This window comes from Pseudomonas sp. C2B4, assembly GCF_013359695.1.
GTDB lineage: Bacteria > Pseudomonadota > Gammaproteobacteria > Pseudomonadales > Pseudomonadaceae > Aquipseudomonas.
In genome coordinates this window covers 1-12,739 of sequence record NZ_JABFMU010000097.1, presented here as the reverse complement: position 1 = coordinate 12,739, position 12,739 = coordinate 1, and the positions used below count along the sequence as shown (strand labels likewise).

Here is a 12,739-nt window from a genome sequence, read left to right as displayed (position 1 = left end):
TTCGCGCGCAGGCTCGCTCCCACAGTTTGAAATGCATTCCCCTGTGGGAGCGAGCCTGCTCGCGAAAGCGATATCACAAGCAACACAAATCCCGGAACTGTCATCAACCTCGACTAGGCTCAGCAGGTTAATCCCAAGAGCCTCCAACATGTTCAAAGGCTTGTCCCTGTTTTTCATCCTGTTGCTCAGCCTCTCGGCCCACGCTGAAAACTGGCCCACCGAGCAATGGCCCACCGGTCCGACCATCACCGGCCCGGCGCTTCAGGCACTTGAGGCATACGCCTTCCCACCCCGCGATGACACCACCCACCAAGGCATCCGCACCGACGCCTTGCTGGTCATCCGCGACGGCCAGTTGATCTACGAACGCTACGCCGGCCCGACCACCGCCGACACCCCGCACCTGACTTGGTCGATCAGCAAGAGCCTGATGGCCACGGTCCTCGGCGTGGCCTATGGCGAAGGCCGGTTCAAACTGCAGGACCCGGTTGCCCACTTCTATCCGCCACTGAAAAAACACCCTGACATGACAATGGCCGACCTGCTGCACTGGGCATCCGGTATCGATTGGCAGGAAGACTATGAATACGCACCCTTGAAATCCTCGGTGGTGGCCATGCTCTACACCCGTGGTCACCCGGACATGGCCGCGTTCACCGCCAATCACGACACCTACGCCGCACCGGGGCAGGCGTTTCGTTATTCCAGCGGTGACAGCATCCTGTTGTCCGCCGCGCTGAAAACCATCGTCGGCCCGGACCGCTATGCCGACTATCCGTGGACCGCGTTGTTCGAGCCGCTGGGCATCCGTCATGCCGTCTGGGAAACCGACGCCACGGGCACGTTCGTCGCCTCGTCCTATGCCTATCTCACGGCTCGGGATCTGGCCCGCATCGGTCTGTTGATGGCCCGCGACGGTCGCTGGGGCGAGCGGCAATTGCTGCCCAGGGATTGGGTCGCGTTCAACCGCGAGCCGTTCGCGCGCTATCGAGCCCATCAGGATGATGCGGTGCCCGGCGGCCACTGGTGGCTGAACCGGGCGGTGGATAGCGCGACCCAACCCTGGCCCGATGCCCCCGCCGATACCTTCGCCGCGCTGGGCCATTGGGGGCAGGCGATGTACGTGATCCCCAGCGAAAACCTGGTGATCGTGCGTTACGGCGATGATCGCGACGGCAGCTACCGGCACAACGAACTGCTCAAGCTTGCGCTCAAGGCCTTTGCCGGGAAGGTGCAGCCATGAGCCGTCGCTCCTTTGTGCGTCGCAGGCCGTTCAGCACGTTGTTGTTGATTCTGCTGGTCGTCCTGCTCGGCTGGATCTGGCAGGAACGCGTGGCGCTGTGGGCATTCCCCGACATCATCAGCGCCTACACCGCCAAGGAATATTGCTCGTGCCTGTACGTGATGAATAACGATGTCGAGTACTGCCATAGCTATGTGAAGCAGTGGCTGCCCATCAGCGGTTTTACCGATGACGCAGGGACCAAGCGCGTCACTGTCAGCGGCATGGGGCGCAGCAACAGCGCGGTGTGGATCAGCGAGCGTCAGGGCTGTCGCCTGAACCCCTGACTCCATACACAACACCTGTGGGAGCGAGCCTGCTCGCGAAAGCGTCGGCAGACGCGACACAAGCAGTGGAGCTGCAAATGCATTCGCGAGCAGGCTCGCTCCCACAGGGTTTTATGTGAGTTTCAATTCATCGGTTCCTCAGGTTCCACACCGTGGAACCATATTCGATTGTCCTCGCGCGCGACTCGCGGTTATCTGGCGGTGAGCGCGACCTGCCTTGATGTGTCGCGAAATCACCACGAACAAAAAGAACGGGAATACACCCGGCCCGAGGACAATCGTCATGACCCGACATCAGCATATTCTTGCCTGGCTCAACGACGTCGCCAGCGACCTGCACGCCACCCGCCACGACATTCACGCCCACCCGGAACTCGGCTTCGAAGAAAACCGTACCTCGGCGCTGGTGGCCCAATCCTTGAAAGAGTGGGGCTACGAGGTACACACCGGCATCGGCAAGACGGGCGTGGTCGGCGTCCTGCGCAACGGCAGCAGCCCACGCAAACTGGGGATTCGGGCGGACATGGATGCGCTGCCGATCATCGAAAACACCGGCGCGGCCTACAGCAGCCGGCATCAGGGCTGCATGCATGCCTGCGGGCACGATGGCCACACCACCATGTTGCTGGGGGCGGCGCGTTACCTGGCGGCGACCCGCCAATTCGACGGCACCCTGACCCTGATTTTCCAGCCGGCCGAAGAAGGCCAGGGCGGCGCAGAAGCGATGCTGGCCGATGGCTTGCTCGAACGTTTTCCCTGCGACGCCCTGTTCGGCATGCACAACATGCCGGGCCTGCCGGCGGGGCACCTGGGCTTTCGCGAAGGGCCGATGATGGCTTCGCAGGATCTGCTCACGGTGACCATTGAAGGTGTTGGCGGTCACGGCTCGATGCCGCATCTGGCGGTGGACCCGCTGGTGGCGGCGGCCAGCGTGGTCATGGCGTTGCAAACCGTGGTTGCGCGCAATATCGATGCACAGCAGGCGGCGGTGGTGACGGTCGGTGCGTTGCAGGCCGGGGAAGCGGCCAACGTCATCCCGCAACAGGCGATCCTGCGTCTGAGCCTGCGCGCGCTGAATGCTCAGGTACGCGAACAAACCCTGGAGCGGGTACGCGCAATCATCGAATCCCAGGCCCGCAGCTTCGGTTGCACCTCGACCATCGAACACCGTCCGGCCTACCCGGTATTGGTCAACCACGCCGCTGAAACCGAGTTCGCCCGACAAGTCGGCGTCGAGCTGGTCGGTGCCGATGCCGTCGACGGCAACACCCCCAAACTCATGGGCAGCGAAGACTTCGCCTGGATGCTGCAACGCTGCCCCGGCGCCTACCTGTTCATTGGCAACGGCGTATCACGGCCGATGGTGCACAACCCGGCCTACGACTTTAACGACGAGATCCTGCTGACCGGCGCGGCGTACTGGGGCGCGTTGGCCGAGAGCTGGCTCAAGCCGGCCTGACCCTTTCACTTTCTACTGCCGCTGGACCGGGTGCGCTAAGTCGCGCCCGGCATCACCCAACAGGTTTTTGGAGAGTTCCCCATGCAGACTTCGAGCACTGGCGTTTCGCGTACCCGGCAGGTGGTCGCCGCCGTTATCGGCAACGCGCTGGAATGGTATGACTTCATTGTTTACGGCTTTCTGGCGAGCATCATCGCCCGGCAGTTTTTCCCGTCCGAAGACGAATACGCCTCGCTGTTGATGGCCCTGGCGACCTTCGGTGTCGGCTTCTTCATGCGCCCGGTGGGCGGCATATTGCTGGGCATGTATTCGGATCGCAAAGGCCGCAAGGCGGCGATGCAAATGATCATCCGCCTGATGACCGTGTCCATCGCGCTGATTGCCTTCGCGCCGAACTATGCCGCGATCGGCATGGGCGCGCCGCTGTTGATCGTGGTCGCGCGAATGCTGCAAGGCTTCGCCACCGGCGGCGAGTACGCCAGCGCCACGGCCTTCCTGGTGGAAAGTGCGCCAGCCCACCGCAAGGGACTGTATGGCTCCTGGCAGTTGGTCGGGCAATGCCTGGCGGTGTTTTCCGGTGCGGGCATGGTGGCCTTGTTCACGCACCTGCTGTCCCCCGAGGCGCTGGACAGCTGGGGCTGGCGGATTCCGTTCGTGATCGGTCTGCTGATCGGCCCGGTGGGCTTGTGGATTCGCAAGCACATGGAAGAGCCGGAAGAGTTCCTCGAGGCGCGTAAACAGGCCAAGGGCGAGAGCCCGGGTTTGCTGCAAGTGATCCGCGAACATCGGCGCAGCATTCTGGTGTCGATGGGCCTGGCCTGTGGCGCGACCGTGTCGTTCTATGTGGTGCTGGTGAACATGCCGACCTTTGCCCACAAGAACCTCGGGCTGCCGCTGGATCAGGTGCTGCTGGTGCAGATGCTCGCGGTAGCGCTGATGACCGTGGTCATTCCATTGTCCGGTGCGCTGTCGGATCGCCTCGGCCGCCGTCCGGTGTTGATGGCCTTCACCTTGGCGTTTTTCGTGATGGTGTATCCGCTGTACGTGTGGGTGGCGGCAGCGCCCTCGGTGGAGCGTCTGTTGGTGATGCAGCTGTTGTTGTGCAGTGCGATTGGCGGCTTCTTCGGCCCGGCCCCGACGGCACTGGCCGAGCAGTTTCCGATTGAAGTGCGCTCCACCGGCGTCTCGGTCGCCTACAACGTGGCGGTCATGGTGTTCGGCGGTTTCGCCCCGCTGATCGTCACCTGGCTGAGCAAGGTGTTGGCCACGCCGGTGGCGCCATCCTTCTATGTGTTGTTCGCTTGCCTGCTGACGCTGTTGGGGACTTACTGCATGCATGAAGCACCGCGAGCCAGGCCATCCGTCGAACTTGACCTTGGAGTGAAACCTTGAGCATCCATCCGATTGTCGAACTGGACGCCGATGCGCTGTCCCGGGCCATTCATGCACGCCAGGTGTCCTGCCGTGAAGTGATGCAGGCCTATCTGACCCAAATCGAGCGCTTCAATCCGCAGGTCAACGCACTGGTTTCGCTGCGCCCGCCTGAAGAGCTGCTGGCCGAGGCCGACGCCTGCGACCGACTGCTGGATAAGGGCCAGTCCCGCGGCTGGATGCATGGCATGCCGCAAGCGATCAAGGACCTGGCGGCCACCGCCGGTTTGCGCACGACCATGGGCTCGCCGCTGTTTGCCGAGCAAGTCCCGCAACAAGACGCCATCAGCGTGGCGCGGGTGCGCAATGCCGGGGCGATCATCATCGGCAAGACCAACGTCCCGGAATTCGGCCTCGGCTCGCAGACCTACAACAGCGTGTTCGGCACCACCACCAACGCTTACGACCCGACGCGGGTTGCCGGCGGCAGCAGCGGCGGGGCGGCGGTGGCGCTGGCGTTGCGCATGCTGCCGGTGGCCGACGGCAGCGACATGATGGGCTCGCTGCGCAACCCGGCGGCGTTCAACAACGTCTTCGGTTTTCGTCCGTCCCTGGGCCGCGTGCCCCATGGCCCGGCACCGGAGGTGTTTGTCCAGCAACTGGCCACAGAAGGGCCGATGGGCCGCACCGTCACCGATGTCGCCCGCTTGCTCGGCACCCAGGCCGGTTACGACCCGCGTGTACCCTTGTCTTTGACGCAAGACCCGGAGATTTTCCATCAATCGCTGGCGCAGGATTTCAACGGTATCCGGCTCGGCTGGCTGGGCGACTACAACGGTTACCTGCCGATGGACCCCGGGGTGATGAGCCTCTGCGAGTCGGCGCTGCCGGACTTCGAAGCGCTGGGCTGCAAGGTCGAGGCCTGCCAGCCGGACTTTTCCATGGAGCGTTTGTGGCAGACCTGGCTGGTGCACCGCCACTGGCTGGTGCAAGGCAGCCTCGGCGCGCTGTATGCCGATCCGCACAAGCGCGAGCAACTCAAACCCGAAGCCCGATGGGAAGTCGAGGGCGGCCTGCGGCTGACGGCGGCGGACGTCTATCAAGCGTCGGTGAGTCGCAGCGACTGGTATCGGGCCTTGAACGCGTTGTTCGAACGTTACGACTTCCTGTTGCTGCCCACCGCCCAAGTGTTCCCTTTTGAGGCACAGACCCCTTGGCCGCGCGTCGTCGGCGAGCAGGGCATGGACACCTATCACCGCTGGATGGAAGTGGTGATTGGGCCAACCCTCGCCGGTCTGCCGACCATGAACGTACCGGTGGGTTTCAACCCGGCCGGCTTGCCGATGGGCCTGCAAATCATCGGTCCGGCACAGGCCGACCGTGCTGTACTGCAACTGGCTTACGCCCATGAACAGCTGACTCAATGGGTCAAGCGACAGCCGCCCGGTTGTCTGCAATTGGTCTGATTAGTGCAATGTCAGTCAGTGAAGAAGTAAAACAGACGAAGAGTAATCTGTGGCGAGGGGATTCGATGAATCCCCTCGCCACACGTCTGTTTTCAGCTTAACTGACTGGCATTAGGGCTTTGGAGATCGATCACATGGACAGCAAGGCAGAAACCGGCAGCGTACGCTCCGTGGAGCGCGCCCTGGCAATCGTCGAGTTGCTGGGCGAGCATCAGGCATTGGGTCTGGAAGAGTTGCACTACCTGACAACCCTGCCCAAGGCCACGGTGTCGCGCATGTTGCTGACCTTGCAGGAGCAGGGCTGGATCTATCGCGGCTTGAGCGATCGGCGCTACCGCTTGTGCGCCAAGCGCCTGTTCGGTGACAGTCGGCTGCGCTTCAAGCGGCGCCTGGTGGAGAACGCCGCACCGCTGTTGCTGGAGTTGAGCGAGCGCACCGGGCTGGTGGCGGACCTGTCGTGCTTCGACGGCGAGCGGGTGGAGGTCATGGAAAGCGCGATCCCCACGGTGTTGCGCAAACGCTATCCAAACAACTGCCAGATCGTCGGCCAGCACGCCAGCCTGTTTCATTCGGCGATGGGCCGCGCTTGCCTGGGCGAACTGCAAGGCCATGAAGTGGAGCGCCTGGCTGCGCGAGAGCGACTGAATGACGAGTCCCTGTTCAACGCCTCCGAACAGGCGCTGCATCAGGGCTTTGGCCAGCGCACTGAAGGTTATTGGGAATACCCGGTACGCCTGCCATTCCTGATCCGCGCTGTCGCCTTGCCGATCCATGCCGAGGGTAGGCTGGTCGGCAGCATGGCGTTGCACTGGCCGATGGATCAGGCGCCAGTGGAGCGGGTGTTGAGCCTGCACCTCAATAGCCTGGCTGCCACGATTGGCGATGTGCAGCAGGCGATGGCCTGAGCGCGCTTTTGTGGCGAGGGGATTCATCCCCGTTGGAGTGCGAAGCGCTCCCAAAACCAGGCAATGAGTTTCACCAGACAGACTGCAGTTGCAGGTTTTACGACTGCTTCGCAGCCGAACGGGGATAAATCCCCTCGCCACAGAGGAATGCGGTTCATTCGAAGAAGGTTTGCAACCTGTGTCAGGCCAGTTAAGGTTCAGCACAGGTTTATTCGCCCCCACGAGTCTCTATGTTCATGCGGTCTGTCACCCAAACCCTCGCCATCCTGCTGTTGGCCGGCGCGTCCCTGTCGGCACAGGCCGATTGGTATCTCGATGGCGAGTCTTCGCGGCTGTCGTTCGTCAGCACCAAAAACGCGAATGTTTCCGAAGTGCAGCGCTTCCTGGTGCTGCACGGCAAGGTCGATCCCAAGGGCCTGGCGCAGGTGGAAGTCGAGCTCGAATCGATCAACAGCGGCATTCCCTTGCGCGATGAACGCATGCGCAAGGACCTGTTCGAAATCCAGACCTTTCCCGAAGCGTTGATCACCACCCAGATCGATCTGCGACCGATCAACGATCTTGCCCCCGGCGCGCAACTGGAATTGCGCCTGCCGCTGACGGTCGATCTGCATGGCAAGCAACACACGTACAACGCCCAATTGCTGGCCACACGCCTTGATGACCGGCGTTTTCAGGTGGTGACCCTGGAGCCGCTGGTGATCAATGCCGAGGATTTCGACCTGGCGCCGGGTCTGGAGGGGTTGCGCAAGGTCGCCGGCCTGTCGGCCATCAGCCTGTCGGTGCCGGTGGGTGCGGTACTGATCTTCACGGCGCGTTGACATGGCCGGCGCAATCTTTCCCTGGCGTGAAGGCAACCACTTCGAACTGCTGATCGATGGCCCGCAATTCTTCCCACGGATGCTGGTGGCGATTGCCCGCGCCGAGGAACAAGTCGAACTGGAGCTTTACCTGGTGGAGGCGGGTGCCTGCGCCGAGGCCATGGTCCAGGCACTGGTCCAGGCTGCCGAGCGCGGTGTGCGGGTGCGTTGTCTGTTCGACGATTACGGCAGCCTCGCCTTCACCCTGACCTTGCGTCAGCGGCTGATGGCCGCCGGGGTCGAGCTGCGCTTCTACAATCGCCTGAGCTGGCGGCGCTGGGTCGGCAACTTCTATCGTGATCACCGAAAATTGCTGCTGGTTGATCAAACGATGGCCGTGGTCGGTGGCACCGGCGTTACCGATGAGTTCTGGACACCGGGGGAAGACATCAGCGAGTGGCATGAAGTGATGGTGGAAATCACCGGTCCGCTGGTGATGGACTGGCAACTGCTTTTCGATCGTCAATGGATCGCCAACCGCCACCGTCGTGCCTGGAAACCCGCCGCGCATTTTGGTCTGCCACGCCTGCCCCGCGTGCCTTCCACGGGCGAGGGCATGGGCCGGGTCGCCTATGCCGACGCCCGCCAGCATCGGGACATCCTGCAATCGCTGATTCGTGCGTTGAACAGCGGCCAACGCCGCATCTGGCTGGCCACGCCGTACTTCTTGCCGACCTGGAAAGTCCGTCGCTCACTGCGCCGCGCGGCGTCCCGAGGCGTCGATGTGCGCTTGTTGCTGACCGGGCCTCGTACCGATCACCCGTCGGTGCGTTATGCCGGGCATCGGTACTATCCGCGACTGCTCAAGGCTGGCGTGCAGATCTTCGAGTACCAGCCGTGTTTCCTGCACCTGAAAATGGTCCTGATCGATGACTGGGTGAGCATCGGCTCGTGCAATTTCGATCACTGGAACCTGCGTTTCAACCTCGAAGCCAATCTCGAAGCATTGGACCCCGGACTGACCCGGGCGGTGGCGGCGAGTTTCGAAAGGGACTTTGCCCAGAGCCAGGAGGTCAGCCTGGAGGCATGGCAACGCCGGCCGCTGTGGCGGCGGGTGAAGCAGCGGGTGTGGGGGTGGGTGGATCGGGTGGTGGTGAATCTGTTGGATCGAAGGGGATAGCCGCCACACCAAAAACCACTGTAGGAGCGAGCCTGCTCGCGATGGCGACCTGACAGTCAACAATGATGTTGGATGTTAGGGCCTAATCGCGAGCAGGCTCGCTCCTACAGGTACATCATACGGCTTGAAGGATTAGAGCAATTCAAAGCTCTGCTGCGTCACGTCCCTGGAATCCAGGCCGATCTGTACGTTGAACTTGCCCGGCTCAGCGGCGTACTTGAGTTGGGCGTTGTAGAACTTCAGGTCGTCCTCGGTGATGGTGAAGTGCACGACTTTCTGTTCGCCGGCCTTGAGCATCACTTTCTGGAAGTTCTTCAGTTCCTTGATCGGGCGGATCATCGAGCCGGCCACGTCCTGGATGTACAACTGCACCACGGTTTCGCCATCGCGCTTGCCGGTGTTTTTCACCGTGACGCTGGCGTCGAGCTTGCCGGTCTTGTTCAGCGTGGTCGATGACAGGGCCATGTTGCTCAGGTTGAAATCGGTGTAGCTCAGGCCGTAGCCGAACGGGAACAGCGGGCCTGTCGTGTCATCGAAATACTGCGAGGTGTAGTTGCCCGGTTTGCCCGGCGTGAACGGCCGGCCAATGGTCAGGTGGTTGTAGTAGGTCGGAATCTGGCCGACCGAGCGCGGGAAGGAGATCGGCAGTTTGCCCGACGGGTTGTAGTCGCCGAACAGCACGTCGGCGATGGCATTGCCGCCCTCGGTGCCGCTGAACCAGGTTTCCAGGATGGCGTCAGCCTGTTCGTTCTCTTCGAGAATCGACAGCGGGCGGCCGTTCATCAGCACCAGCACCAGCGGTTTACCGGTGGCTTTCAAGGCGCGGATCAACGCGCGCTGGTTTTCCGGGATGTTCAGGTCGGTGCGGCTCGACGATTCGTGGGACATGCCGCGGGATTCACCCACGGCGGCCACGACCACATCGGCGTCCTTGGCCGCTTTCACCGCTTCGTCGATCAACACGTTGGCCGGACGCGGATCATCGACCACTTCCGGTGCATCGAAGTTGAGGAAGTTCAGGTAACCGAGGATTTTCGGGTCGCTGGTGATGTTGGCGCCACGGGCGTAGATCAGCGTCGATTTGTCACCGATCACATTGCTCATACCATCGAACAGGGTCACCGATTGCGCCGGACGGCCGGCGGCGGCCCAGCTGCCCATCATGTCGATCGGCGCCTTGGCCAATGGACCGACCAGGGCGATTTTCGCGGTTTTCTTCAGCGGCAGGGTTTCGTTGCTGTTCTTCAGCAATACCTGGCTGCGGCGGGCCACGTCGCGGGCTTCGGCGCGGTGCAGGCGGCTGTCGGCGTAGGTGTCGGCCGGATCATCCTCGGCCTTGCCGATGCGCAGGTACGGGTCCTTGAACAGGCCCATGTCGTACTTGGCGTCCAGTACCGCGCGCACCGCGTTGTCGATGTCACTCTGCTGGATTTCGCCGGATTTCAGCAGGCCCGGCAGTTCCTTGCCGTACAGGGTGTCGTTCATGCTCATGTGGATGCCGGCCTTGATCGCCAGCTTCGCCGCTTCGCGACCGTCGGCGGCAACGCCGTGCTTGATCAGTTCGAAAATCGCCCCGTGATCGCTGACCGCCAGGCCCTTGAAGCCCCATTCCTTGCGCAACAGGTCATTCATCAACCAGGTGTTGGCGGTGGCGGGCACGCCATTGATCGAGTTCAACGCAACCATCACGCCGCCGGCGCCGGCGTCAATCGCCGCGCGGTACGGTGGCAGGTAGTCCTGGTACATCTTGACCGGGCTCATGTCGACGACGTTGTAGTCGCGACCGCCCTCGACCGCGCCATACAGGGCGAAGTGCTTGACGCTGGCCATGATGCTGTCGGCGGCGTTGGCGCCGGCACCCTGGAACGCCTTGACCATCACGCCGGCAATGCGCGACACCAGATAGGTGTCTTCGCCAAAGCCTTCGGAGGTACGGCCCCAGCGCGGGTCGCGGGAGATATCGACCATCGGCGCGAAGGTGATGTCGAGGCTGTCAGCGGCGGCTTCCTTGGCGGCGATCCGCCCGGACAGGCCGATGGCGTCCATGTCCCAGCTCGAGGCCAGGGCCAGCGGGATCGGGAAAATGGTGCGATGGCCGTGGATCACGTCATAGGCGAAGAACATCGGGATCTTCAACCGGCTGCGCATGGCCGCGTCCTGCATCGGACGGTTTTCCGGGCGGGTGATCGAGTTGAACGTACCGCCGATGTTGCCGGCCGCGATTTCCTTGCGGATCAGTTCCCGGGGCATTTCCGGGCCGATGCTGATCAGGCGCAACTGGCCGATTTTTTCTTCGAGGGTCATCTGCTTCATCAGGTTGCTGACGAAAGCGTCCTTGTTTTCCAGAGGTGCGGGCGTCGTGGCGGCCAATACGGTATGACTGGCCAGGCTGACGAACAGGCCCAGCAAACACAGCTTCTTCATGAATTGTTTTCTCAAGGGCCCAAACGGCGATGGACTCGCCGGCCAGCCAAAATTTAGGGAGCGTCTATTGTTGTTCGGGGGCTGCTTCGAAAACGACAGCCGAAAAACGGCAACTGAATGCCGATGGTTTTTTGCGCAGGGCATCTTTTAGCCCATTGCCCCGATGCAATCCAGTGGCGCGGCCGATTATGCCCCAAGAGCCAGCCGAGAGGGTCGCCGGTTGTTTTTTCCATGCAATGTGAAGGGAGTATCACTGTGATGAATGTACGACAGTCCTACCGGTCGCGGCTGCAAGTCGCCACCTTGCTGGTGCTGGCCACGTTGCTGACCGCCTGCGGCATCAACAACATCCCGACCCTCGATGAGCAGGCCAAGGCCGCCTGGGGGCAGGTGCAAAACCAGTATCAGCGTCGCGCCGACCTGATCCCCAACCTGGTGGAAACCGTCAAGGGCTATGCCGCCCATGAAAAGGAGACCCTGACCGCGGTGATCGAGGCCCGGGCCAAGGCCACCTCGATCCAGGTCGATGCCTCCACCCTGGATAACCCGGAAAAACTCAAGCAGTACCAGCAAGCGCAGGACCAGCTCAGTGGCGCCTTGAGCCGCTTGATGGTGGTGTCCGAGCGCTATCCGGACCTGAAGGCCAACCAGAACTTCCTCGCCCTGCAGTCGCAACTTGAAGGCACCGAGAACCGGATCAGCGTGGCCCGGCGCGATTTCATCCTGGCGGTGCAAAAGTACAACACCGAGATCCGCACATTCCCCGGTCGCCTGTGGCACAGCGTGATGTACAGCAACCTGCCGGTTCGCGAGACCTTCGAGGCCACGCCAGGTTCGGAGAAACCGCCCGAAGTCAAATTCTGAGGTTGCCCATGCGCGTGTTGAAAGCAGGCCTGCTGCTGTGGCTGTGGGTCTTTGCCCTGGCGGTCCAGGCCGAATTGAAGTTTCCCGAGCTGACCGGGCGGGTGGTGGATAACGCCCAGATGATCGAGCCATCGGTGCGCGAGCAGCTGACGCAACAGCTTCAGGCCCATGAAAAAGTCACCGGTGAGCAGCTTGTGGTAGTGACGTTGCCGGACCTGCAGGGCACCGACATTGCCGACTTCGGCTATCAACTGGGTCGTTACTGGGGGATCGGCCAGAAAGACAAGAACAACGGCGCCTTGCTGATTGTCGCCCGTGATGAGCGCAAACTGCGGATTGAAGTCGGCTATGGCCTGGAAGATCGTCTGACCGACGCGCAAAGCTCGGTCATCATCAATCAGGTGATCACCCCGGCATTCAAGACCGGAAATTTCAGTAAAGGCATCAGCGACGGCGTGGCGGCGATGCTGGTGGTGCTGGGCGGTAATCCCCTGGACGAACCGTCGACAGTGTATGAATCCAGCGGCGATCCCGGTGACGATTTCGTTTCGCGGCATCCGGGGTTGTTCGTGTTTTTGCTGTTGTTGTTCATCCTGACTGTTTTTGTTTGCCAGATGCTCGGTATTCTTCCCGCCGGTCGTGGCGGTTCGGGGGGCTCGGGCGGCTTCGGCGGTGGCGGCTTTGGAGGAGGCGGATTTGGC

11 protein-coding genes are annotated in these 12,739 nt (G+C 62.1%); 10 read left to right on the top strand and 1 reads right to left on the bottom strand.

Annotated features, from left to right (window positions below; translation table 11 throughout):
* The first annotated feature begins 148 nt into the window (after positions 1 to 148).
* The 8 genes from HNQ83_RS30105 (at position 149) to HNQ83_RS30070 (ending at position 8,750) form a co-directional block, all read left to right on the top strand.
* The gene (locus HNQ83_RS30105; protein ID WP_175392478.1) at positions 149 to 1,243 is read left to right on the top strand and encodes a serine hydrolase; all 1,095 of its coding nucleotides are present in this window, start codon (positions 149 to 151) and stop codon (positions 1,241 to 1,243) included.
* Positions 1,240 to 1,569, top strand: a complete 330-nt coding sequence (locus HNQ83_RS30100; protein ID WP_175392477.1) for an amidase — start codon at positions 1,240 to 1,242, stop codon at positions 1,567 to 1,569. Before HNQ83_RS30105 ends, HNQ83_RS30100 begins: the two co-directional genes overlap by 4 nt.
* Positions 1,570 to 1,852: 283 nt before the next feature.
* Positions 1,853 to 3,028 carry a M20 aminoacylase family protein gene (locus HNQ83_RS30095; RefSeq protein WP_175392476.1) on the top strand — a complete coding sequence of 392 codons (1,176 nt, stop codon included), beginning with the start codon at positions 1,853 to 1,855 and terminating at the stop codon, positions 3,026 to 3,028.
* A gap of 81 nt (positions 3,029 to 3,109) precedes the next feature.
* Positions 3,110 to 4,420, top strand: coding sequence for a citrate-proton symporter (locus HNQ83_RS30090; protein ID WP_175392475.1), 1,311 nt, complete (start codon positions 3,110 to 3,112; stop codon positions 4,418 to 4,420).
* 2 nt (positions 4,421 to 4,422) lie between these two features.
* Positions 4,423 to 5,865: an amidase gene (locus HNQ83_RS30085; RefSeq protein ID WP_175392479.1), complete on the top strand. Its 1,443-nt coding sequence runs from the start codon at positions 4,423 to 4,425 to the stop codon at positions 5,863 to 5,865.
* Between the two features lie 134 nt (positions 5,866 to 5,999).
* Complete coding sequence (locus tag HNQ83_RS30080) at positions 6,000 to 6,770, top strand: IclR family transcriptional regulator (RefSeq protein WP_175392474.1); 771 nt, start codon at positions 6,000 to 6,002, stop codon at positions 6,768 to 6,770.
* A gap of 230 nt (positions 6,771 to 7,000) precedes the next feature.
* Complete coding sequence (locus HNQ83_RS30075; RefSeq protein ID WP_175392473.1) at positions 7,001 to 7,591, top strand: YceI family protein; 591 nt, start codon at positions 7,001 to 7,003, stop codon at positions 7,589 to 7,591.
* Between the two features lies 1 nt (position 7,592).
* The gene (locus tag HNQ83_RS30070) at positions 7,593 to 8,750 is read left to right on the top strand and encodes a phosphatidylserine/phosphatidylglycerophosphate/cardiolipin synthase family protein (protein WP_175392472.1); all 1,158 of its coding nucleotides are present in this window, start codon (positions 7,593 to 7,595) and stop codon (positions 8,748 to 8,750) included.
* A gap of 132 nt (positions 8,751 to 8,882) precedes the next feature.
* On the opposite strand, the gene bglX is transcribed toward HNQ83_RS30070, so the two are convergent.
* On the bottom strand, positions 8,883 to 11,174 hold the full coding sequence (gene bglX / locus HNQ83_RS30065) for a beta-glucosidase BglX (RefSeq protein WP_175392471.1): 2,292 nt from the start codon (positions 11,172 to 11,174) through the stop codon (positions 8,883 to 8,885).
* Between the two features lie 258 nt (positions 11,175 to 11,432).
* Between bglX and HNQ83_RS30060 the strand changes: the two genes are divergently transcribed.
* Positions 11,433 to 12,038 carry a LemA family protein gene (locus tag HNQ83_RS30060; RefSeq protein WP_175392470.1) on the top strand — a complete coding sequence of 202 codons (606 nt, stop codon included), beginning with the start codon at positions 11,433 to 11,435 and terminating at the stop codon, positions 12,036 to 12,038.
* Between the two features lie 8 nt (positions 12,039 to 12,046).
* A partial coding sequence (locus HNQ83_RS30055; protein WP_175392469.1) for a YgcG family protein occupies positions 12,047 to 12,739 on the top strand: 693 nt, incomplete at its 3' end.